Below are 23016 nucleotides of genomic sequence, written 5' to 3'. Positions count from 1 at the left end.
TGAATGAAACCTATGATGTATGACCGAGCGAAACTGGAATTCAGACCGCGGCCTTGCGGCGTGCATTGGCGACGAATTCGGCGATGAACGCGAGCATTACACCACCCATGACACCAAGGACCGCAGCGAGCACAAGGACGAGCGATTTCTTCGGCGCAACCGGCTTCGCGGGGACGATGATCTCGCCGTCCGCATTGAATATCTTGAACGCCTTCGGGTCGAACTCGATTGTTTTGAGCATTCGCAGGCGCGATTCAGCCTCACGCAAGCCCGTGATAAACGCATCGTCGGACTGACGCGTCTTGAGCACGCCAAGCTCGGCAGCCAACGATTTGGACCCGCGCGCATAGAGCTGAGAGCCGTCCAGGAAGGGCGTAAGCTTGTCCTGCGCAGGCAGGCGGCCACTCGTAACCTGCGGCTCCTTCACGCCGACCGCTTCGGCCACCTGCAGTGCTTCGCTCAATTGAATCATGCGGTCCTGCCGCTGCTTCGCTGCGGTGACACGCCATTCGCCGAGATCCCTTTCGGTGTTGCGGACGATCAGTTCGATCTCGTTGCGCACATCGCCGACCAACTTGTGAGCCGCATCACGCGCCACCAGATCGAGAAATGACGACGCATAGCGGGCAGCCTTTTCACCGGTTTCAGCTTCCACTTTCAAGGTGTACAAGTTCCGTCCCTTGGGGTCCGGCTTGCTTACCTTCACCGCGCGCGCCATCTTCTCGCGCAGTTGTTCTTCTGACCGACTCTTCTCCCCTTCATCCAGCGACGGTAGATATACCTCCCGGAAAAAGGCTTGCATCGCCAGGTCCGACGCCAACTGATTCGAGAAATACTCAAATACCTGCTCAGGGGTGTACGGACTGAGCCCCGTAGGACCATTTCGCCCGATATTAAGCGCGGCAAGCTCGCTGGCGAAGGGGTGGTCGACGCGAACTTCGACCTCGTAACGGGGCGTTGCGAGGAATGCGTATGCGAAACCGGCAATGACACAAACGGCGAAAGTCCAAGCGATGAGCGCCTTGCGTCTGGCAAGAATCTGGATCAGGTCAACAAGACTGATTTCATCCTCGGCATACGCCGACGGGTTTTCACGTTCGGACATCGGGCTCTTACTGAAAGGAAATAGCGGATTATCGCACCGCAACAGAGCGTCAGAACATTGCGCGAAGGTAATAGAGTGCTACGCGCTTCAGTTCCGGTAATACGCCCTGTACCAGTCAACGAACCTACCCACACCTTCCCGCACGCTCGTCGAAGGCGCAAAACCCGTCCAGACGTTGAGCTCATCGGTATCCGCATAGGTCGCCGGCACATCTCCATCCTGCAGCGGCAGGAACTTCTTCTCCGCCTTCTGTCCGACGGCTTCCTCGATCGCCTCGATGAAGGCCATCAGCTCAACCGGGTTGTTGTTGCCGATATTGAAGACGCGGTAGGGGGCGGCGCCGCGGCCGGGGTCGGGATTGAGCGGGTCGAAGGTGGGGTCGGGTTCGGCTGTGCGATCGAGGGTGCGAATGACGCCCTGGACGATGTCGTCGATGTAGGTGAAGTCGCGCTTCATCTTGCCGTGGTTGAAGACGTCGATCGGGCGGCCTTCGAGGATGGCTTTGGTGAAGAGGAAGAGCGCCATGTCGGGGCGGCCCCACGGGCCGTAGACGGTGAAGAAGCGCAGGCCGGTGGTGGGGAGGCCGTAGAGGTGGCTGTAGGTGTGGGCCATCAGCTCGTTGGCCTTTTTCGTGGCGGCGTAGAGGCTGACGGGGTGGTCGACGCTGTCGTGTTCGGAGAACGGCATCTTGGTGTTGCCGCCGTAGACGCTGGAACTGCTGGCGTAGACGAGGTGGCCGACCTTGTTGTGGCGGCAGCCTTCGAGGATGTTGGTGAAGCCGACGACGTTGCTCTCGATGTAGGCGTGCGGGTTCTGCAGCGAGTAACGGACGCCGGCCTGGGCGGCGAGGTGGATGACGCGGTCGAACTTTTCCTCGGCGAAGAGGCGCTCCATGCCGGCGCGGTCGGCGACGTCGAGCTTGACGAAGCGGAAGGCCGGGTGGGGCGTGAGACGCGCGAGGCGGTCGAGCTTGAGTTGGGGGTCGTAGTAATCGTTGAGGTTGTCGAGGCCGACGACCTGGTCGCCGCGGGCGAGGAGCACCTCGCTGGTGTGCATGCCGATGAATCCGGCTGCGCCGGTTACGAGGATCTTCATACGCCGTTCTTACCGTTGCGGGAAAATAATCCACGGATTATCTCATGCATGGCGGGGAGCTTTGTTACAAATGATTAGGGTTCGCCCTGATCTGCGCGCTGGCGCCCCCGTGGGAGGAGCTGTCGGGTCGCGATGCGTCGGGCGGGGCAGATCTTCTTCATGCAACTCTTGCGATTGCGTCGAGGCCGACGGCCGGCCGCGGGGATGAGGCGCATCGGGGCGGGGCGATATACTTGCCGTTTCGATTTCCATCGCCGTCGATGCCTGCTCGCCTCCCTTACGCCCTTTTGTGGCTGCTCGCCCTGCCCTTCGTGGTGTTGCGGCTGGTCTGGCGCGGGCGGAAGCAGCCGGGGTATCTGCGGCACGTCAGCGAGCGTTTCGGACACTACGGATGTCGCGCGCCGCTGCCGGTGATCTGGGTGCATGCGGTGTCGGTCGGCGAGACGCGGGCCGCGGAGCCGGTGGTGCGGGCGCTGCTGGCGCGTTGGCCGGATCATTCGGTGCTGGTGACGCATATGACGCCGACGGGGCGGGAGACGTCGCTGGCGCTTTTCGGCAAAGAGACGCGGGTACTGCGCTGCTACCTGCCTTACGATGTGGGGCCGTTCGTGCGTCGCTTTCTGTGGCACTTCCGGCCGCGGGCGGGCATCGTGATGGAGACGGAGCTGTGGCCGACGCTGCTCGCGGCCTGCCGCGACGCCGGAGTACCGGTGGTTCTGGCGAACGCGCGGCTGTCGGAGCGTTCCGCGCGGCGCTATGCGCGCTGGCCGACGTTGACGCGGATGACGCTCGGCGCGCTGGCGGCGATCGGGGCGCAGACGGAGTCCGACGCGCGGCGGCTCGCGCAGCTGGGCGCGCGGGACGTGGAGGTGACGGGCAACATCAAGTTCGATATCGCGCCGCCGGATGCGCTGGTTGCGTTCGGAGACGCCTTCCGGGAACGTTTCGGCGGGCGGCCGACGGTTCTCGCAGCGAGTACGCGCGAGGGGGAGGAGGCGCTGATCCTGGAGGCGTTCCGGGAGCACGCGCCGATCGAGGCGGTGCTGATGCTCGTACCGCGGCATCCGCAGCGCTTCGACGAGGTAGCACGCCTGGTCGAAGCGGGCGGATTCAAGCTGCAGCTGCGTTCGGACGAGGCGCCGGTCTCGCCCGAGACGCGCGTGTGGCTGGGTGACTCGATGGGGGAAATGTTTGCCTATTACGCGGCGGCCGACGTGGCGCTGATCGGCGGGAGCTGGCTGCCCTTTGGCGGACAGAATCTGATCGAGGCGTGCGCAGTGGGGACGCCGGTGGTGCTGGGGCCGCATACCTTCAATTTCGCGCAGGTCGCGGAATTGGCGATTGCGGCGGGGGCTGCGCTGCGCGCCGACGACATCGGCGAGGGGATGCGAAGCGCGGTGGCACTACTGAAGGACGAGGCGGCGCGGCGTGCGGCGGGCGAGGCGGGGAGGAGTTTCGCCGCGGCGCATCGCGGGGCGACGACGAGGACGATGCAGATTGTGGAGCGGCTGATTGGCTGCAACGGCTGAATTGCGCTGATCAACCCGACAGCCCTTCGGGGCGACTCTGGAATCAGAAGTTTTTGGGCAGGCCGGCCTGCTTGAGCACGGCATTCGCCGTGTGACGCGACTTGATCTTGCTGTCGACGGGAAAATGGATACCGGTATGAGGGGAATGCCAAATCTCATGATCCCCCTTCCCCGATCGGATGAAACGACAGCCGGCCTCGCGCAGCAGTCGTTTCAGCTCCGGGGCGAAATTTCCGCCCACTACCGAATACCACGGTGAGCGACGGAGAATTTCCGTGCCAATAGCTCGAAGGGCACTTCCGGGCCATCAGGGCAGCCATTCGCATCGAGCAGCTCGGGGACCAGGATTTCCAGCTTGAGCGACAAGGCTTCAAGGGTTTCTGCCTCGGTTGCGAGACCAGGGACGTCATCGGATGTGGCAACCCATACGCCTGCATCGGCGTCCCATTCAGCGCGAACAAAAAGAATCTTGGGCATTGTGCGACCTCCGTCATGCATCCGGCCGGTGGACATTATCTCCCGAATCACTCGGCCAGCAGAGCGTCGATGACCTGGACGTCTTCTTCGCCGAGGGCGCCGGCAGCGGCCTTGAGGCGGAGCTGGGCGAGGATGGTGTCGTAGCGGGCGCGCGCGAGCTGGCGTTGGGTGTCGGCGAGCTGGGACTGGGCGTTGAGGACGTCGATGTTGATGCGCACGCCGACTTCGTAGCCGAGGCGGTTGGCTTCGAGGGCGGAGGTCGAGGAGACCTGGGCGGCTTCGAGGGCCTTGACCTGTGCCATGCCGCTGGTGACGCCAAGGTAGGCCTGGCGCGCCGCGAGGGCGGCGGAGCGGCGGGCGTCGTCGAGATCGGCGTCGGCCTTGAGCTTGAGGGCGGCGGCTTCGCGCTCGCGCGACGACACGGCGCCGCCGGCATAGAGCGGGACGTTGAGCTGCAGACCGATGGTGTTGGTGTCGGAACGCGAGGCGCCGCCGCCGAGGCTGGTGCTGAAACCGGCGCTGTTGCGGCCATGCGTGGCGACGACGTCGACCGTCGGGTAGTGGCCGGCGCGGTTCCGCTCGACTTCGCGCGCGGCGATTTCGCGCGTGATCTGCTGCGCCTGCACGCCGTACGCGCCCTGCTCCGCGGCGCTCGCCCAGTCGGCGATGCTGTCGGGCTGCGGGCGGGACAGCGTGAGGCCGGGGCGCAGGCCCGCGAGCGGTGACGGGTCCGTGCCGACGATCTGCACGAGCGTCTGGCGGCGCACGTCGAGGTCGTTCTGCGCGGCGATTTCCTGCGCGGAGGCGAGGTCGAAGCGCGATTGCGCTTCGTGGACGTCGGTGATCGTGACGGTGCCGACCTCGAAGCTCGCCTTGGCGAGTTCGAGCTGCTCGGAGGCGGCCTTCTTGAGCTGCGACTGTGCGGCGAGGGCGTCCTGCGCATTGAGGACGTCGAAATACGCTTGCGAGACGCGCAGGATCAGGTCGTGACGCGCCTGTCCGAGCTGGACTTCGGCGAGCGCGGTCTGCAGTTCGCCCTGCTTGTACTGGATCCAGTTCTGCCAGCGGAAGAGCGGCTGGGTGAGCTGCACGCCGTAGGCGTTGCTGTTGAACTTGCGGGTGCCGAAGAGCGGGTTGTGCGTGTCGACTTCGTTCCAGGTCGAGCTCGCGTTCGCGCCGACGGTCGGCAGCAGCCCCGCCCGACCCTGCACGACGCGTTCCTGGCCCGCCTCGTACTGCGCACGGGCGGCGGCGAAGCGGGCGTCGTTGGCGACGGCGTCGCGGTAAACCTGCAGCAGGTCGGCCGACCAGGCGGTGGCCGAGAACAGGGTGGCGAGGCTCAGTGCAATCGCGCGCTTCATCGGTTTCTCCGGACCGGTTCGCGGTTGCGTCAGTACTGCGGCATGGTCGGATCGACCTGGGCCGCCCACGCAGCGACGCCGCCCGCCAGGTTGATGACCTTCGAGAACCCCTGGCGCTCGAGGAACATGCACACGTGCGCGCTGCGGCTGCCGTGGTGGCAGATGACGACGATCTCGTCGTCCGGGTCGAGCTCGGTCTGACGCGCCGGCACGGTCGCCATCGGCATGAGCTGCGAGCCTTCGATGCGACAGATGGCGAACTCGGCCGGCTCGCGCACGTCGAGCAGCAGCGGTTTGCCGCCCTGGGGGTCGGCAAGCCGTTCGGCGAGTTCGGGGGCGGTGATCTGTCGCATGCAGGGGCTCCTCAGAAGCGGAATCCGTCCTTGGGCTGCACGTTCTTCAGCATTGGGACGACGGTTTCGAACACGTCTTCGGTCTGGTACTGGTCTTCCGAGACGCGGGTGATCAGGCGGGCTTCCATGACCGGCGCCTCGCCGACGAAGGCGAACATGCGGCCGCCGACCTTCAGCTGGTCGAGCAGGCTCTGCGGCATCATCGGCAGGCCGCCGGAGACGACGATCACGTCGTAGGGGGCGCGGCAGCTCCAGCCGCGAGCGGCATCGCCTTCTTCGACGATGACGTTCTCGACGCCGGTGCGATTGAGGTTGTCGGCCGCGAACTTCGCAAGTTCGGGCTGGATCTCGATCGAGCGCACCCAGTCGGTGCGGGCCGCGAGCAGCGCGGCGAAGTAGCCCGAGCCGGTGCCGATCTCGAGCACGGAATCCGAACGCTTGAGCGGCAGCGCCTGCAGGATGCGGCCTTCGACGACGGGCTTGAGCATGGTCTGGCCGTGGCCGAGGGGGATCTCGACGTCCGCGAAGGCAAGCGTCTTGTGGGCGGGAGGAACGAATTCCTCGCGCTTGACCGTCATCAGGAGATCGAGGACGTCCATATCCAGCACGTCCCAGGGGCGGATCTGCTGCTCGACCATGTTGAAGCGGGCACGTTCGAAGTTCATGGCATTGGGTTCCTGCGCAAATATTAGCACACTCTAATTTAGCGTGCGAAATGTAAACTTTTGCATTTTAGCGCACTTGCTGCGCCGCGGGCGCTGCCGCTTGCCCGCGCGGCATGGCCTGCGGTTCGCGCCGCACGCGGTACCACGCCGCGTACAGGGCGGGCAGGAAGATCATCGTGAGGACCGTCGCGACCGTGAGGCCGCCCATGATCGCGACCGCCATCGGGCCGAAGAAGGCGCTGCGCGACAACGGGATCATCGCGAGGATCGCGGCGGCGGCGGTGAGCATGATGGGGCGGAAGCGGCGCACGGTCGACTCGACGATGGCGTCCCACGCGCTGCGGCCGTGCTCGCGGTCCTGGCGGATCTGGTCGACGAGGATCACCGAGTTGCGCATGATCATGCCGGAGAGCGCGATCGTGCCGAGCATCGCGACGAAGCCGAAGGGCTTGTTGAACGCGAGCAGGAAGCCGGTGACGCCGATCATGCCGAGGGGCGCGGTGAGGATCACCATCGCGACGAGCGAGAAGCTCTGCAGTTGCAGCATCAGCACGGTGAGCACGGCGATGAGGAAGAGCGGCATGCCCGCGGCGACCGACTTGCCGCCCTTGGCGCTCTCCTCGACCGAGCCGCCGGCCTCGATACGGTAGCCGAGCGGCAACGCGGACTGGATCCCGGCAATCTGCGGCGCGAGGTCGGCAACGACGACGGCAGGCTGCACGGGGCCGTAGAGGTTGGCGCGCACGGTGACGGTCGGGATGCGGTTGCGGCGCCAGATCACGCCCTGCTCGAAGCCGTATTCGGCCGTGGCGACCTGGGCAAGCGAGACGCTGCGTCCGTTACCGACGGGAACCGCGAGGTCGGAGAGCAGCCCCAGATGGACGCGCTCGGATTCGGCGCCGCGCAGCATCACGTCGATGGTTTCGGTGCCTTCGCGGAATTGCGTGACGGCGAAGCCCTGCACGGAAGTGTTGAGCAGCGTGGCGAGGTCCTGCGTCGATAGGCCCAGCAGCCGCGCCTTGTCCTGGTCGACCTTGAGGCGCACGCGCTTCGACGGTTCTTCCCAGTCGAGATGGACGTTGGAGAGCTGCGGATGGGCGCGCATCTTCGCGGCGACGTCGTGGGCGATGCGCCGCAGCTCGTCGAGATCCTGCCCGCTGACGCGGTACTGCACCGGGAAGCCGACCGGCGGGCCGTTCTCGAGGCGATTGACGACGCCGATGAGCTCCGCCGGCGCCTGGTCGAACAGCTCGATGAGCTTCGTCCGCAGGGCTTCGCGCGCCTCGGGGCCTTCGGTGAGGATCACGAACTGGGCAAAGCTCGTCTGCGGCAGCTGCTGGTCGAGCGGCAGGTAGAAGCGCGGGCTGCCGCCGCCGAGCCAGGCGACGTAGTTTTCGATGCCCGGCTGTGCGCGGAGGAAGGTTTCGAGCCGCGTGACGGCACGCTCGGTGGCCTGGTGGGACGCGCCTTCAGGGAGGCGCAGGTCGACGAGGAGTTCGGGGCGGGTCGATTCGGGGAAGAATTGCTGCGGGACGAAGCGGGCGAACACGACCAGCGAGGCGGCGAACGCGAGGGCGGTCAGCGCGATGACGAGCCAGCGGTGCGCGACGCAGGCATCCACCACGGCGCGGAAGCGCGTGTAGAAGCGCGTGTGGTAGATCGCGTATTCGTCGTGCAGTTCGTGCGCGTGGGCGTCGCGCTCGGCAAGGCGCGCGCCGAGCCGCGGCGACAGGCGGCCGAGCAGGCGCGCGAGCGCCGACGGTTTGCCGCGCTGCGCGTGGAAGTCGGGCAGGATGTGGTAGCCCAGCCACGGGACGAAGAGCACCGCGGCGATCCACGACACGAGGAGCGCGATCACCGTGACCTGGAAGATCGAGCGCGTGTATTCGCCGGTCGCCGATGCGGCCGTGGCGATCGGCAGGAAACCCGCGGCGGTCACCAACGTGCCCGAGAGCATCGGCATCGCGGTCGAGACGTAGGCGGCGCTCGCCGCCTTCGCGCGTTCCCAGCCCTGCTCCATCTTGGTCGCCATCATCTCGACGGCGATGATCGCGTCGTCGACGAGCAGGCCCAGCGCGAGGATCAGTGCGCCGAGCGAGATCTTGTGCAGGCCGATGTCGAAGAGGTGCATGAAGAGGAAGGTGATCGCGAGCACCACCGGGATGATCACGAGCACGACGACGCCGGTGCGCAGGCCGAGCGACAGCAGGCTCACCGCCATGACGATGACGACCGCCTCGGCGAGCACGCGGACGAACTCGCCGACCGAGCGCGACACGGCGCGCGGCTGGTCGGCGACGCGTTCGAGACGCACGCCGACCGGCAGTTGCGCGTCGATGCGCGAGATGGCCTCGTCGAGATGGCGGCCCAGCGCGATGATGTCGCCGCCGGCGCGCATCGACACGCCGATCCCGAGCGCGTCCTCGCCCTTGAAGCGCATGCGCTCGCCGGGCGGGTCGGCGAAGCCGCGGCGCACCTCGGCGACGTCGCCGAGGCGGAAGCTGCGGCCCTGCGCACGGATCACGGTGCCGCGGATCGCGTCGAGACTCTCGAAGGCACCGCTCGGGCGCAGCCACACGCGCTCATCGTGGGTATCGAAGAAACCGGCGCCGGTGGTGGTGTTCTGGCCGGCGAGCGCGCCGGTGATGTCGCGCACCGAGAGGCCGAAGGTCGCGAGCTTGGTATTCGAGAGTTCGATGTACACGCGCTCGGCCTGCTCGCCGAAGAAGCTCACCTTGGCGACGTCGGGCACACGCAGCAGTTCGCTGCGGATCGCCTCCGCGTAGCGCTTGAGCTCGGCGTAGTCCATGCCTTCGCCGACCAGCGCGAACACGTTGCCGTAGGTGTCGCCGAATTCGTCGTTGAAGGTCGGGCCGCGCACGCCCTGCGGCAGGGTGTGGCTGATGTCGCCGATCTTCTTGCGCACCTGGTACCACACGCCGGGGATCTCGCGCGCCGGCGTCGAATCCTTGGCGACGAAGAACACCATCGACTCGCCGGGGCGCGAGAAGCTGCGCAGCACGTCGACCTGCGGGACCTCCTGCAGCTTCTTCTCGATCTTGTCGGTGACCTGGCGGGCAACTTCCTCGGCCGCGGTACCGGGCCATTCGGTCCGGATCACCATCACCTTGAAAGTGAAGGGCGGATCCTCCGACTGGCCGAGACGCGTGTAGGAGAACATGCCGATGAGCGCCAATGCGGCCATCAGATAGAGCACCAGCGCCTGGTGGCGCAGCCCCCAGGCTGAGATGTTGAAACGCCCTTCGTGGAACTCGCGCGGGGTCGTCATTTGCCGGCGTCCAGTGCGATCGGTGCGGATTCATCGACCGCGCGCACGGTTTCGCCGGCAACGAGGCGATGCACGCCGGTCAGCACGACGCGCGTGCCTGCGGACAGCCCGCCGAGCACGACGACGCCGTCCTCGCGGAATTCGCCCGTCTGTACTTCGACGGGAACGAGGCGCGACGCCTCATCGACGGTCCACACGGTCGCACGGCCGTCGACGCGGGTCACCGCCGTCAGCGGCAGCACGGTCTGCGCTGCGGCCGCTTCGGTGAAGGCGACGCTTGCGGTGGCGCCGAGCGGCAGCGCGTCGTCGGCATCCGCGACGGCGACACGCGCGGCATAGGAGCGCGTCGCGGCGTCGGCCGCAGGGGCGATCTCGCGCACGCTGCCGGCGTAGGTGCGGGCGGGATTCGCCCAGGCGCGCACGGCGGCCGGAGCGCCGGCACGCAGCTCGGCAACGCGGCTTTCCGGCACGTGGATCAGCACTTCGCGCTGTTCGGGCCGGGCAACGCGCAGCACCGGCTGGCCGGCGGCGACGACCTGCCCGACCTCGGCCGGTGCGGCCGTGACCACACCTTCGTGCGCAACGGTCAGCGCGGCATAGGCCGCCTGGTTGCCGGCCGTGGCGCGTTGTGCGCGCGCCTGGCGCAGCCGCGCCTCGGCCGCCTGCAGTGAGGTGCGCCGGCCGTCCAGCGCCGAGGCGCTGACGAAGTTGCGCGCATGCAGGTTCTGCACGCGTTCGAACTCGACGCGCGCGAGGGCGACGTCGGCCTCCGCCACCGACACCTGCGCCGCGGCCGCTTGCTCGGCGAGCTTCACGTCCTGCGGGTCGAGGCGCGCGAGCACCATTCCGGGACGCACTCTGGCGCCCACATCGACGTTACGCTCGACAAGCTTGCCGCCGATACGAAACCCGATGTCCGCCTCGTGGCGCGCTCGCACCTCGCCGGTATAGACGCGCACTTCCGGACCACTGCCGCCCGCGACGCTGCGCACCAGCACCGCGCGCGGCGGCTTTTCGGCCGGCGGCGGCCCCGAGCATCCGGCGAGGAGCGCGGCCAGCAGGATGCCCGCCAGTTTCGTCTTCATTGCGTGTCTCCCGCAGCAACCGGGGCCATCAGGCCGTTCAGGATCAGGTCGAAATAGGTCTTCAGGTACGGCCCGACGTCGGCCTCCTGGCCGCAACGGGGACCGAAGGAGTACCGCCACATCGCGCGATAGACGAGCGGCGCGATCAACACGCTGCAGATCGCGTCGAGATCGACTTCGCGAAACACGCCGCGTGCGATGCCACGCGACACGGCGGCACGCAGCAGCGCCGTGCCGCGCTGGATGACTTCGCGCTGGTAATAGGCCGCAACATCCGGGAAATTGCCCGCTTCCGACATCATCAGCTTGGGGATGCCGCCGAGTTCGGTGCTGCCGATGCGCTCCCACCAGCCCGACAGGATCGCGCGCAGCAGTTCGAGCGGGTCGTCGTGCTGCTCGAGCAGTGCTTCGCCGGCGTGCAGCGCGGGAACGACGCCTTCCTGGATCACGGCCTTGAACAGCGCGTCCTTGCTGTCGAAATACAGGTACAGGGTGCCCTTGGAAACGCCCGCGCGCTCGGCGATGTCGTCGAGCCGCGTGGCGGCGAAACCCTTTTCGACGAAGAGCGACAGGGCCGCGGCAGTGAGTTCCTGGGGGCGGGCTTCCTTGCGGCGTCGGCGGCGTGCCGGCTGCGTCTCTGTCATCGGTTCGATCCCTCGGATGATGCCGGGGCGGCACGTGCGAAGGGGGCATGCAAGCGCACGGCGGGGTAGTTAATAACTGACTGGTCAGTAATTTAGCTGCCCGGATCGAGGAATTCAAGGTGAACACGCGCGCGGCGGCGCGGCCCGGAATATCCGGATCAGCGCGATTCGAGGATCAGCCGGCCGTTCTGCGGCTGGAGCGGACGGCCGTTACGGGCGTAGAGGCGGGCGAAGATCGCCAGCTGGTCGGATGAAAGGTGGAGCGGCTCCTTCATCACGGCCCACAGCACGCCTTCGGTGCAGGGCGGCGCTTCGAGCGAGCCCATGAACAGGTAGTGCCCGAAGGTCGTGGGGAGCAGGCTTGCGGGGTCGATCCTCACCGACGGCGCGTAGTCCGTACCGCGCTCCAGCGGCAGGTTGTTCCACAACGTCTGGATCAGTGGGTGCGGACGATCGCCGCTTTCGAGCGGCACACCGACGACGGCGATGTTCCCGGCCGCGTCGCGGTGATGGAAATGCACGACCATGTCGGACGCCTGCCCGCCGATGCGCTCGTCCGAGGGACGGTGGAATTCGAAGAACTCCAGCTCGTAGCGCCGGCCGCGCAGCACGACGCCCATGCCCGACTCGACATGCACGCGCAGCGTGCGGCCGGTGTCGGCGATGCGGAAACCGGTTTCGCGGTAGTCGAAGCGCGGCGCTTCGAGATCGACCACGATGCCGTCGCGCGGATCGATCGGCGACTGCCGCTTGCCCTGGGCGCAGGTCGCCCATTCCGGACGCAGCGAAGCCCACTTGTCGGGGCCGCGCTCGCCTTCGTAGCTCCAGTCGGGGCGCGGCAAGCCCGTCTCGATCGCAGGAGGCGCGGGCGTGCGCGCAAGCGCAGCCAGCGCCGTGGTCGCAGGCGCCGCACTGCGCGGAACGGCCGGCTGCGCAACGACGGGCGCCGCCTTCGCGTCAGCCGCCGGCATCTTGCCCTTCGCCTGGCGCGCGATGCGCGCGCTCTCCCTGGCCGGAGCCTCGGCGGGTGCCGCCGCGGACCGCCGCAGCGGGACCAGCGGCGTGGCGCCCGCGTCGGCATTCGCAGCCTCGGCGATTGCCGTGACGGCGCGCGCAACCTTCTTCAGATCGCTCACCGACGGCGGCTTGCACACTTCCTGCCAGAGGCGCTCGTCGACGCTGTTGCGCGCCGCCAGCACCGGGCGCTCGTCCAGCCCGCCCTCCTCGCGCAGCACGACGTGGCGGTCGTCCATGTACACGCGCTTCAGCGTGAAGAAGCTGCGGTTGTAGCAGTCGTAACGGCTCAGCGCCTTCACCGACGCAAAACCCTCGATCGCGGCGCGTTCGGGGGAAAGCACGATGCGCCCCCATGCGACCTTCTCGCCGCCGTCGGACTGGATCACGCTCGACCGGTCGATCTCGACGATCCGTTCGCGGTCGCGCACGACCACGTCCCAGGTCTGCTCCGCACGCACGCCCCCCGCCGGCAGCAACAGGATCGCGAGCAGGGCGCAAAGGATGGAAGGACGAGCAGTCATGGCGGATGTGGCGACAGACAAGGGGCGACAAGGACCGGATCCTGCCGCGAGACCGGATCCTCCACGAGGCAATCTTCGGCAGCTGCCGGCGAATCTTTAGTGCGTTTCTTTCGGGCGCGCCTGCCGGCCCCTTCCCACGCCTCGTCCGCACGGTTACAATCCGCGCCGTCATTAGGGAGTAGCCGCCTCCGATCCCCTCGGAGGGACCACGTCAACAAACTTGCCCGTCCGGGCATGGCGTGGCCAGTCCTCGGACCTGGCGAGACTTTTGGCCGCATGCGCTCCGATTGTTTCGGGCCGGGGAGGCGTGCGGTCATCGGTCACGCGCCGGCCCGGAGAACCTGATGAACTTCCCGCTCGAACCCCTCGCAATCTCCACCGGCATCGTTGCGCTCGCCGAAATCGGCGACAAGACGCAACTGCTCGCCTTCATGCTCGCCGCGCGCTTCCGTCGCCCGTGGCCGATCATCGCCGGCATCTTCATCGCCACCATCGCAAATCACGCCTTCGCCGGCGCGGTCGGCACCTGGATCACTACCCTCCTCGGCCCGGACGTGCTGCGCTGGGTGCTGGGGCTGTCCTTCATCGCGATGGCGGTGTGGATGATGATTCCGGACAAGCTCGACGAAGACGAGATCACCGCACCCAAGTTCGGCGTGCTCGCCACGACCATCGTCGCCTTTTTCCTCGCCGAGATGGGCGACAAGACGCAGATCGCCACCGTCGCGCTGGCCGCGCAATACGACGCGTTTGCGGCGGTTGTCACCGGCACGACGCTGGGCATGATGATCGCGAACGTGCCGGCCGTGCTTCTCGGCAACGGCATCGCCCAGCGCATTCCGGTGAAGCTGGTGCACGGCATCGCCGCGTCGATCTTCGGCGCACTCGGCGTAGCGGCGCTGGTCGGCGTCGGGATGCGCTGAGACGCCACCCGACCGCGCATGTGCTTCACGCCGACTTGAGCCGCTTCCACAGGGTCGTGCGCGACATCCCGAGACGCCGCGCGGCTTCCGCCTTGTTGCCGCCCGATTCTTCGACGACGCGGAGGATCTGCGCGCGCTCCTCGTCTTCGGTCAGACCTGACGTGTAGTAGTGCGTCAGCGGGACGGCAGCAGGGGGCGGCACGGCAACGGACGCCGCCAGTTCCCGCTGCAGGTGCCGCGGCAGGATCGTCGGGCCGTCGGCGTTCACCACGGCGTATTCCAGCGCGTTGAAGAGCTGGCGCACGTTGCCCGGCCAGGCGAAGGCTTCCATCATGGCGATGGCTTCCGGCGACAGGCGCAGGTCGGGGCGCCGGTAGCGTTCGCCCAGTTCGCCGAGCAGCCTGCCCGCGAGCAGCGGGATGTCCTCGCGGCGCTCGCGCAAGGCGGGCACGTGCAGCGGCAGCACATGAAGGCGGTAGTACAGGTCCTCGCGGAACTCGCCGCGGGTGACCATCGCGGCCAGGTCGCGATGCGTTGCGGCGACGACGCGGACGTCGACCTTGCGCGGGTGGTTCTCGCCGACGCGCACGACCTCGCGCTCCTGCAGCACGCGCAGCAGCCGCGTCTGCGTCGCGGGCGAGATCTCGCCGATCTCGTCGAGCAGCAGCGTGCCGCCGTTGGCCGCTTCGAAACGCCCGACCCGCATGCCGGTGGCGCCCGAGAAGGAGCCCTTCGCGTGGCCGAACAGTTCGGACTCCTGCAGGCTCTCCGGCAGCGAAGCGCAATGCACGGCGACGTACGGCCCCTTCGCACGAGCCGAGTTGTCGTGCAGCGCACGAGCGACGAGCTCCTTGCCGACGCCGCTCTCGCCGGTGATCAGCACGTTGGCGTCGCTCGCGGCAACGCGCAGCACCTTCTGGTAGAGCTCCTGCATCGCGCGGCTGCGGCCGGTGAGTCCGCCCATCTGCCAGCGGTCGCGCACCTCGGCTTCGAGTTCGACCTCGCGGGAGCGGTCGCGCAGGATGATCGCGCAGTACAGGCCGGAATCGTTCGGCGGCAGCAGCATCGCCCACATGCGCAGCGGCATGTCGAGGCCGGCGGGCGTCCTGAGGACAATGTCCTGAACCTTGTCGTCCTCGCCCTTCGCCGGCGTCAGTGAACATTGGCCGCGGTCTTCGCATGCGCGCGCGCATTCGGTGCCGGAAAACAGCGTCGGGCACAGCCCATCGATGACGCGCTGATTGTCGCGCCCGATCATGCGGCCCGCCGCACTGTTCATTTCGAGCACGCGCCGGTCGGCGTCGAGAAACAGGACGCCCTCTTCGAGGCTGTCGAGAAACACGTGCAAGGTAGCCAGGCTCGGCATGGTGATGGCCCTTCCGTTCAGATTGAACGTTCGCGATGAACGTTCAGCGTGGATCGATGAACGCATTTGAACATCGACGCGACAACGGAAAAATGATTGACATCAATCGGTTGGCGAATGTGGCACGGCACTGGCTATGTGCTGTTCAGGGGGACGTCCATGTCCCGACCATGAACAACACGGACAGGAGACCCATCGTGCAACCCATTGCCTGGCAACTATCACTCGTATTGATGACGCTCGTGGCCTTCGGCTTCGCTTTCGTCGCCATCAATTCCGGCCGGCGGCAGGACGACTATGCACCGCTGCAAATACGCGCCTACCGTCTGCGCACCCGTCTCTTCTGGGGGCTCGTGCTGGTGTTCGGACCGGCCATGATCTACACGCTCATGGATCTGCCCTATGGCGCCACGCGTGCCCGGACGGGCTCGGGCGCCGTGCAGGTCATCGACGCCACCGGCTATCAATGGCGTTGGGAACTGAGCCAGGACCACGTCACCGCCGGCCAGCCGGTCGAATTCCGCGTCACCAGCGCGGACGTCAACCACGGCTTCGGCATCTACGACGCGAACCTGCACTTGGTCGCGCAGACGCAGGGGATGCCCGGCTACACCAACACGCTGCGCCACACCTTCGAGGAGCCCGGGACATACAAGATCCTGTGCATGGAGTACTGCGGCGTCGCACACCACAACATGATGACTGAAATCCGCGTCGACGCTCGTTAAGGGGACAGGAACATGGCGACCTACACATACGAACACCGCCCCGACCACGGGGCGAAGGCCGGCGTGCTGGCGTATCTGGCGACCTCGGCGGCGGTGCTGCTGCTGATGATGGTCTTCGGCCTGCTAATGCGCCTCGAGCAGGCGCAGTGGATCTCGATCGGTGCCGACCGCTTCTACCAGCTGATGACCCTGCACGGCGCCGGCATGGTGGGCATCGCGGCGATCGCCGGCGCGTCGGTGATGTGGCATTTCCTGCGCCAGCACGTCGAGCTGTCGTCGCGCATCTTCGTCGCGAACCTCGTGCTGTTTCTCGCCGGCGTCGTGATGATCCTCGCGAGCGTGCTGCTCGGGCGCTTCCACGGCGCATGGACCTTCCTGTTCCCGCTGCCGGCCAAGTCGATGGGCATGTGGAGCGCGGATGCGGCGGCGCTCTTCATGGGCGGGCTGCTCGTGATCGGCGTCGGCTTCCTGCTGCTGCATCTGGACGTCGCCCGCGCGATCGTCGCGCGCTACGGCAACTTCGCGCGCGCGCTCGGCTGGCCGCAGCTCTTCGGCCACGACGACGGCAAGGCGCCGCCGCCGACGGTGGTCGCGAGCGCGATGGTCACGATCGTCAACGTCATCGGCCTGGTCGTCGGCGCGAGCATCCTGACGATGATGCTGGTGAACCTCTACGTGCCCGGCTTCGACATCGACCCGCTGCTCGCCAAGGGGATGATCTACTTCTTCGGCCACGTCTTCATCAACGCCACGATCTACATGGCGGTGATCGCGGTGTACGAGATCCTGCCGCGCTACACGCAGCGGCCGTGGAAATCGAACAAGGTGTTCCTCGCCTCATGGACCGCGTCGACGCTGATGGTGCTGTTCATCTTCCCGCATCACTTGCTGATGGACTTCGCGTTCCCGAAGTGGATGCTGATCATGGGCCACATCATCGGCTACCTGAACACCGTGCCGATTCTCGTCGTCACCGGCTATGGCGCGCTGATGATCGTCTATCGCTCCGGCATCCGCTGGGACATGGCGTCGAAGCTGCTATTCCTGTCGCTGTTCGGCTGGGCCGCGGGCGCGATGCCGGCCTTCATCGACGGCACGATCACGGTGAACTACGTGATGCACAACACGCTGTGGGTGCCGGGGCACTTCCACACTTACCTGCTGCTCGGGATGGTGACGATGGTGTTCGGCTTCATGTACTACCTCGGCAAGCCCGACCACGAGGCCGACGACCGCCTCATCGACCGCATCGCGTTCTGGCTGTTCGCGTCGTCGGTGCTGGGCTTCACGCTGAGCTTCCTGTATTCCGGCAAGGAAAGCGTCGCGCGCCGCTACGCCGCCCACCTGCCCGAATGGCTGCCGTACGACCGCATCGCGTCGGTGTTCGCGGTGCTGGTGATCGCCTCGTCGCTGCTGTTCGTCGGCCGCTTCTTCGCCCGCATCGGCCTGGCGCGGCACGACTACCAGCGTGCGCCGGTCGCACGCGCCGCGACCGCGTGAGCTGCGGCACATGAATGCGGTCGCGCGCAGCGTCGCCGTCACGGCGCTGGTGACCGTCCTCGGCACCGGCACCTTCTGGCGGGGCACCGACGGGTTCACGGCCTTCACCGCCGAGACCGCACGCCGGGCGGACATCCTGCGGGCGCCGCGCCCCTTGCCCGCGGCCGTCCTCGAGGACCAGGACGGCCGCGTCTTCGGCCTCGACGACTACCGTGGGCGGTTGCTCGCGGTGGAGTTCATCTATACCCGTTGCACGACGATCTGCAACAGCCTCGGCGTGGCATTCAAGCAGATCCGCGACCGCGTGCCGGCCGACGCGCTCGGGCGCGACGTCGCGCTGCTGAGCATCAGCTTCGACCCCGCGCGCGACGATCCGGTGAGCCTGAAGGCCTACGGGACCCGCCACGGCGCCGACGGCGAGCACTGGCGGATCGTGCGCGTGCGCGACACGGACCAGTTGCAAGCGCTGCTCGGCGCCTTCGGCATCGTCGTGGTGGCCGACCGTTTCGGCGGATTCGAGCACAACGCCGCGATCCACCTCGTCGGCCGCGACGGCCGGCTCGCGGAGATCGCCGACCTCGACGCCCCGCTACGCTTCGCCGACAGGCTCAGGGAGGCGCTGTGATGAACGCCGCCACCCGCGCCGGCATCGGCCTGCGCATCCTCGCCGCGCTGTACCTGCTGCTCGCGACGCCGGCGGCGCGCGCCTGGCTCGAAGCGACGATGAGCGGCCACATGCTCGTGCAGATTCCGCTGCTCGCGGCGCTCGGTTTCGTCGCCTGTCGCCTGCTGCCGGACGCCTGGCAGGAAGCGTTGCTCGCCGCCGCGGGCGGCCCGATCCCGCACGTCGTCGTCGCGCTGTTTTCATCGACCTGGTGGATGCTGCCGCGCGCGCTCGACGAGGCGCTCGCACACCTGCCTGTCGAAGCGGCGAAATTCGTCAGCCTGCCCGTGCTCGTCGGCCTGCCGCTCGCGCTCGCATGGCGGCGGCTCGGCACGATCGGCCGCGGCTTCCTCTGGACCAACTTCATCAGCATGCTCGCCGTGCTCGGCTGGCTCTACATCGCCGCGCCGGTGCGGGTGTGCAACAGCTATCTGGTCGATCAGCAGGAGAGCGCCGGCTGGCTGATGGTGAAGCTCGCGCTGCTGCTGTTCGCCGGATGGCTCGCCTCGCTGTTCGTCGGCGGCAACGCGGAATGCGACGCCTCACGCGCGACGTCTTCGCACGTTATCGGCCGCGGACAAGTGCAGGACGGCGCAGACCCGCCCTTGGGCAGAAAAGCGCTTGCCTGCACCGACCGGCTCCGGTAACGTTCAAAGTTCCGTTAGGGGTGCCCGCATGTATCGGCTGTGCGGGCTGAGACAGTCCCTTTGAACCTGATCCGGGTCGCGCCGGCGTAGGGAAACGCATTCATGAACACCCGCAAGTCCGCTTCGTCCTTCCCCGCTTCGAGTCGCTCGTCCGCCCGCAGCAAGCGTCTGGTGCGCCGATGAGCCGCGCGATCCCGAACGTCGTCTCCATCGCCGGCGTCGATCCCAGCGGTGGCGCGGGGCTTCTCGCCGACCTCAAGGCCTTCTCGGCGCTCGGCGCCTACGGCTGCGGCGTCGTCGCGGCGCTCACCGCACAGAACACCCAGTCCGTCACCGGCGTGCATGCGCCACCGACCGATTTCCTGCGCCTGCAGATCGACACGCTGTTCGCCGACGTCAAGATCCACGCGGTGAAGCTCGGCATGCTCGGCAGCGCCGACATCGTCGCCACCGTCGCCGACCGGCTCGCGCACTTCGATGCGCCGAACGTCGTGTGCGACCCGGTGATGGTCGCGAAGAGCGGCGATCACCTCCTCGCCCGCAACGCCGTCGCGATGCTGATCGAGGCGCTGCTGCCGCGCACCTTCCTGCTGACGCCGAACCTGCCGGAAGCGGGCGTGCTGCTCGAACAGCGTCCGCCCGAATCCGTGAAGGAGATGTACCGCGCCGCCGAGCGCCTGCGCGAGATGCTGCCGCTCTCGAGCGAGCGCTGGGTGCTGCTCAAGGGCGGCCATCTGCCCGGCAGCGAAGTCGTCGATCTGCTCTTCGACGGCGACCGCATGATCGAAATGCCCTCGCCGCGCATCGAGACCAAGAACACCCACGGCACCGGCTGCACGCTCGCCTCGGCGATCGCGGCGCTGCTGCCGCAACGCGCGGGCGGGTTCCGTCCCGTCGAGGCGGCCGTACGTGACGCGCGCGACTACCTGCTGCGCGCGATCGCCGCCTCCGGCGCGCTGTCGGTGGGCAGTGGCCACGGCCCGGTCCACCACTTCCACGCGCTGTGGCGCGGCTGAAACGCCGAACCCGACGCAACCCGAAACCGCCCCCCGCCGCGCCGTGCGGCCCTTGATCCGCCGAAACACATAAGCCGTCAAGCGAATCCCCAGGAGACAGCACCATGAACGCCACCGAAAAATTCATCGCCGCGAAGGCGCACGTCGACGAGGCCGCGATCGCGCCGCTGCCGAACTCCCGCAAGATCTACGTCGAAGGTTCGCGCCCGGACGTCCAGGTGCCGATGCGCGAGATCTCGCAGGCCGACACCCCGACCGCCTTCGGCGGCGAGAAGAACCCGCCGATCTTCGTCTACGACACGTCCGGCCTCTACACCGATCCGAGCGCGAAGATCGACATCCGCTCCGGCCTGCCCGCGCTGCGCCAGCAGTGGATCGAGGAGCGCGGCGACACCGAAGTGCTCGCGGACCTCTCGTCCGAATTCGGCCGCATGCGCGCCGCTGACCAATCGCTCGACGAGCTGCGCTTCCCCGGCCTGCACCGCCATCCGCGCCGCGCCAAGGCCGGTGCCAACGTCTCGCAGATGCACTACGCACGCAAGGGCATCATCACGCCCGAGATGGAATACGTCGCGATCCGCGAGAACATGAACCGCCGCGCCTACGTCGAGACGCTGCGCGGCACCGGCCCGACCGGCGAGAAGATGGCGAAGCTGCTGACCCGCCAGCATCCGGGCCAGCACTTCGGGGCCTCCATCCCGGCCGAGATCACGCCCGAGTTCGTGCGCTCGGAAGTCGCGCGCGGCCGCGCGATCATCCCGAACAACATCAACCACCCGGAAAGCGAGCCGATGATCATCGGCCGCAACTTCCTCGTGAAGATCAACGCCAACATCGGCAACTCGGCGCTCGGCTCGTCGATCTCGGAAGAAGTCGACAAGATGACCTGGTCGATCCGCTGGGGCGGCGACACGGTGATGGATCTCTCGACCGGCAAGAACATCCACGAAACGCGCGAGTGGATCATCCGCAACTCGCCGGTGCCGATCGGCACGGTGCCGATCTACCAGGCGCTCGAAAAGGTGAACGGCAAGGCCGAGGAACTCACCTGGGAGATCTTCCGCGACACGCTGATCGAGCAGGCCGAACAGGGCGTCGACTACTTCACGATCCACGCCGGCGTCTTGCTGCGCTACGTGCCGATGACCGCGAACCGCATGACCGGCATCGTCTCGCGCGGCGGCTCGATCATGGCGAAGTGGTGTCTCGCGCATCACAAGGAAAGCTTCCTCTACACGCACTTCGAAGACATCTGCGAGATCATGAAGGCCTACGACGTGGCCTTCTCGCTCGGCGACGGCCTGCGCCCCGGCTCGATCTACGACGCCAACGACGACGCGCAGCTCGGTGAACTGAAGACGCTCGGCGAGCTCACCGACATCGCGTGGAAGCACGACGTGCAGACCATCATCGAAGGCCCGGGCCACGTGCCGATGCACCTCATCAAGGAGAACATGGATCTCCAGCTCGAGCACTGCAAGGAAGCGCCCTTCTACACGCTGGGGCCCCTGACGACCGACATCGCCCCGGGCTACGACCACATCACGAGCGGCATCGGCGCGGCGCAGATCGGCTGGTACGGCACCGCGATGCTGTGCTACGTGACGCCGAAGGAGCACCTGGGCCTGCCGGACAAGAACGACGTCAAGGAAGGCATCATCACCTACAAGCTCGCCGCCCACGCCGCCGACCTCGCGAAAGGCCACCCCGGCGCGCAGATCCGCGACAACGCGCTGTCCAAGGCGCGCTTCGAGTTCCGCTGGGAAGACCAGTTCAACCTCGGCCTCGATCCGGACAAGGCGAAGAGCTTCCACGACGAGACGCTGCCGAAGGAATCGGCCAAGGTCGCGCACTTCTGCTCGATGTGCGGCCCGCACTTCTGCTCGATGAAGATCACGCAGGACGTGCGCGACTTCGCGGCGAAGGAAGGCCTCAAGGAAGACGAGGCGCTGGCGAAGGGGATGGAAGTGAAGTCGGTCGAGTTCGTGAAGGCCGGCGCCGAGGTGTACAGCAAGATCTGACGCCGCACGTCGACACCATCGCCGATGACGGGCCGCCCGGTGCGGCCCGTTTTTTTGCCCTCAGCGAGTCTTGGGAATCGGCAGCCCGACGATGCGCGCGGACACCTCATCCCTTTCGATAACCAGTTCGGCGACCGCAACCGGCAAGGTGAACCGGCGCGGGCCCGCGCTGCCCGGATTCACGTAAAGCACACCGTCCCGGCCCTCCACGCGCGGTTTGTGCGAATGGCCGGAAACCACGACGCGGATTCCCGCCGCAGCGGGATCGAGCGCGAGATCCGCGAGATCGTGGATCACGTGGATCACGACGCCCCCGACACGCAAAGTCTCCGTTTCGCGCAATCCGCAGGCCCACTCGCCGCGATCGTTGTTGCCGCGTACGACCGTGAGCGGGGCAATCCGCGCAAGGGTATCGAGGATCGCCGGCGCACCGACATCCCCGGCGTGAATGATGCGGTCGCTACCGGCGAGGACCTCCCGCGCCTCGGGGCGCAGCAGGCCATGCGTGTCGGAGATCAGGCCGATGCGGTACATGGGGACTCCCGGGTGCAGGCTCAGGTCGAGGTGGAGATCATTCCGTCCGGCATGGTAAGCCCCGACGGCGTGAACGGGTTAGGGGTGGAACAAGCCCGTCGATGGCACCTCCGCCGACCAGCACCGTTACGGTCCCTACCCGATGGATCTGGCGAAGCAGCGTGCCGCGGCACAGAAAGCCGCCCGCGACGCTGCAGCGACACACGGACAGCCCGCGTCGGCGCCGGCTGCGGGTCGAACTTCACCCCCCGCCACCGATCCAATTCATGCCCCGTTTCCGCGTCCATGATCCCGAAACGGGAGCGCCTGAACAAGAATCCATCCTTAAGGAGGACGGCATCATGCGCAAACTGTTGATCGCGATCTTTTCTGCGCTCCTTGCGCTCAGCGCAGGATGTGCAACCACCGGCGGCACCAGCGACTCGACTTCTTCCAGCATGCCGCGCAGCGGAGGCGGCGGTGGGGGCGGAGGAGGC

The 23016-nt window shown here is 67.1% G+C and carries 21 protein-coding genes and 2 riboswitches; of the genes, 8 read left to right on the top strand and 13 right to left on the bottom strand.

The window, feature by feature from the left end:
* Window positions 1-40: 40 nt before the first annotated feature.
* Together GPA22_RS20015 and GPA22_RS20010 are read right to left on the bottom strand one after the other, a co-directional pair.
* Window positions 41-1105 (bottom strand): LPS O-antigen chain length determinant protein WzzB, encoded by a 1065-nt coding sequence (locus GPA22_RS20015; protein WP_169257832.1) that lies wholly within the window; start codon window positions 1103-1105, stop codon window positions 41-43.
* 87 nt (window positions 1106-1192) lie between these two features.
* Complete coding sequence (locus GPA22_RS20010; RefSeq protein WP_169257831.1) at window positions 1193-2200, bottom strand: NAD-dependent epimerase; 1008 nt, start codon at window positions 2198-2200, stop codon at window positions 1193-1195.
* Window positions 2201-2460: 260 nt separating this feature from the next.
* Here GPA22_RS20010 and waaA point away from each other — a divergent pair, with 260 nt between their 5' ends.
* The gene (waaA, locus tag GPA22_RS20005) at window positions 2461-3729 is read left to right on the top strand and encodes a lipid IV(A) 3-deoxy-D-manno-octulosonic acid transferase (RefSeq protein WP_169257830.1); all 1269 of its coding nucleotides are present in this window, start codon (window positions 2461-2463) and stop codon (window positions 3727-3729) included.
* Between the two features lie 43 nt (window positions 3730-3772).
* Here waaA and GPA22_RS23040 read toward each other — a convergent pair whose 3' ends face one another.
* From GPA22_RS23040 to GPA22_RS19960, 9 genes are all read right to left on the bottom strand, one after another.
* On the bottom strand, window positions 3773-3970 hold the full coding sequence (locus GPA22_RS23040) for a type II toxin-antitoxin system HicA family toxin (protein WP_169257829.1): 198 nt from the start codon (window positions 3968-3970) through the stop codon (window positions 3773-3775).
* Window positions 3970-4206, bottom strand: a complete 237-nt coding sequence (locus tag GPA22_RS19995; protein WP_169257828.1) for a DUF1902 domain-containing protein — start codon at window positions 4204-4206, stop codon at window positions 3970-3972. The genes GPA22_RS23040 and GPA22_RS19995 overlap by 1 nt, the downstream gene beginning before the upstream one ends.
* A gap of 47 nt (window positions 4207-4253) precedes the next feature.
* On the bottom strand, window positions 4254-5567 hold the full coding sequence (locus GPA22_RS19990) for a TolC family outer membrane protein (protein ID WP_169257827.1): 1314 nt from the start codon (window positions 5565-5567) through the stop codon (window positions 4254-4256).
* A 29-nt stretch (window positions 5568-5596) separates the two neighbouring features.
* On the bottom strand, window positions 5597-5920 hold the full coding sequence (locus tag GPA22_RS19985) for a rhodanese-like domain-containing protein (protein ID WP_169257826.1): 324 nt from the start codon (window positions 5918-5920) through the stop codon (window positions 5597-5599).
* A gap of 11 nt (window positions 5921-5931) precedes the next feature.
* On the bottom strand, window positions 5932-6585 hold the full coding sequence (locus GPA22_RS19980) for a protein-L-isoaspartate O-methyltransferase family protein (protein ID WP_169257825.1): 654 nt from the start codon (window positions 6583-6585) through the stop codon (window positions 5932-5934).
* 67 nt (window positions 6586-6652) lie between these two features.
* Window positions 6653-9874, bottom strand: coding sequence for an efflux RND transporter permease subunit (locus GPA22_RS19975; RefSeq protein WP_169257824.1), 3222 nt, complete (start codon window positions 9872-9874; stop codon window positions 6653-6655).
* Window positions 9871-10959 (bottom strand): efflux RND transporter periplasmic adaptor subunit, encoded by a 1089-nt coding sequence (locus tag GPA22_RS19970; RefSeq protein ID WP_169257823.1) that lies wholly within the window; start codon window positions 10957-10959, stop codon window positions 9871-9873. Before GPA22_RS19970 ends, GPA22_RS19975 begins: the two co-directional genes overlap by 4 nt.
* Window positions 10956-11603 (bottom strand): TetR/AcrR family transcriptional regulator, encoded by a 648-nt coding sequence (locus tag GPA22_RS19965; RefSeq protein ID WP_169257822.1) that lies wholly within the window; start codon window positions 11601-11603, stop codon window positions 10956-10958. The genes GPA22_RS19970 and GPA22_RS19965 overlap by 4 nt, the downstream gene beginning before the upstream one ends.
* Before the next feature lie 158 nt (window positions 11604-11761).
* Entirely contained in the window at window positions 11762-13141 is a 1380-nt protein-coding gene (locus GPA22_RS19960) for a carbonic anhydrase (protein WP_169257821.1), read from the bottom strand.
* Between the two features lie 155 nt (window positions 13142-13296).
* Window positions 13297-13484: riboswitch (yybP-ykoY riboswitch) on the top strand.
* Between the two features lies 1 nt (window position 13485).
* Between GPA22_RS19960 and GPA22_RS19955 the strand changes: the two genes are divergently transcribed.
* On the top strand, window positions 13486-14064 hold the full coding sequence (locus tag GPA22_RS19955; RefSeq protein ID WP_169257820.1) for a TMEM165/GDT1 family protein: 579 nt from the start codon (window positions 13486-13488) through the stop codon (window positions 14062-14064).
* Between the two features lie 25 nt (window positions 14065-14089).
* Here the strand turns inward: GPA22_RS19955 and GPA22_RS19950 are convergent, their stop codons facing one another.
* Window positions 14090-15430 carry a sigma-54 interaction domain-containing protein gene (locus GPA22_RS19950; protein WP_169257819.1) on the bottom strand — a complete coding sequence of 447 codons (1341 nt, stop codon included), beginning with the start codon at window positions 15428-15430 and terminating at the stop codon, window positions 14090-14092.
* A 197-nt stretch (window positions 15431-15627) separates the two neighbouring features.
* On the opposite strand from GPA22_RS19950, the gene GPA22_RS19945 reads away from it, so the two are divergent.
* The 6 genes from GPA22_RS19945 (at window position 15628) to thiC (ending at window position 22006) form a co-directional block, all read left to right on the top strand.
* Window positions 15628-16158, top strand: a complete 531-nt coding sequence (locus GPA22_RS19945; protein WP_169257818.1) for a cupredoxin domain-containing protein — start codon at window positions 15628-15630, stop codon at window positions 16156-16158.
* A 12-nt stretch (window positions 16159-16170) separates the two neighbouring features.
* Window positions 16171-17658, top strand: coding sequence for a cbb3-type cytochrome c oxidase subunit I (locus GPA22_RS19940; RefSeq protein WP_169257817.1), 1488 nt, complete (start codon window positions 16171-16173; stop codon window positions 17656-17658).
* A 10-nt stretch (window positions 17659-17668) separates the two neighbouring features.
* Window positions 17669-18283, top strand: coding sequence for an SCO family protein (locus GPA22_RS19935; protein ID WP_169257816.1), 615 nt, complete (start codon window positions 17669-17671; stop codon window positions 18281-18283).
* Entirely contained in the window at window positions 18283-18969 is a 687-nt protein-coding gene (locus GPA22_RS19930) for a hypothetical protein (protein WP_246264555.1), read from the top strand. The genes GPA22_RS19935 and GPA22_RS19930 overlap by 1 nt, the downstream gene beginning before the upstream one ends.
* Window positions 18970-18975: 6 nt before the next feature.
* A riboswitch (TPP riboswitch) is annotated at window positions 18976-19079 on the top strand.
* A gap of 69 nt (window positions 19080-19148) precedes the next feature.
* Window positions 19149-19985, top strand: a complete 837-nt coding sequence (thiD, locus tag GPA22_RS19925) for a bifunctional hydroxymethylpyrimidine kinase/phosphomethylpyrimidine kinase (RefSeq protein WP_169257815.1) — start codon at window positions 19149-19151, stop codon at window positions 19983-19985.
* A 104-nt stretch (window positions 19986-20089) separates the two neighbouring features.
* Window positions 20090-22006 carry a phosphomethylpyrimidine synthase ThiC gene (gene thiC / locus GPA22_RS19920; RefSeq protein ID WP_169257814.1) on the top strand — a complete coding sequence of 639 codons (1917 nt, stop codon included), beginning with the start codon at window positions 20090-20092 and terminating at the stop codon, window positions 22004-22006.
* Between the two features lie 60 nt (window positions 22007-22066).
* On the opposite strand, the gene GPA22_RS19915 is transcribed toward thiC, so the two are convergent.
* Window positions 22067-22540 carry a metallophosphoesterase family protein gene (locus GPA22_RS19915; protein WP_169257813.1) on the bottom strand — a complete coding sequence of 158 codons (474 nt, stop codon included), beginning with the start codon at window positions 22538-22540 and terminating at the stop codon, window positions 22067-22069.
* Window positions 22541-23016 lie beyond the last annotated feature (476 nt).

Origin of the sequence: Aromatoleum toluvorans, from assembly GCF_012910905.1 — a bacterium.
GTDB classification, from domain to species: Bacteria; Pseudomonadota; Gammaproteobacteria; order Burkholderiales; family Rhodocyclaceae; genus Aromatoleum; species Aromatoleum toluvorans.
Note: the sequence above shows the minus strand (reverse complement) of the source record. Positions and strands in the feature narration are given on the sequence as shown.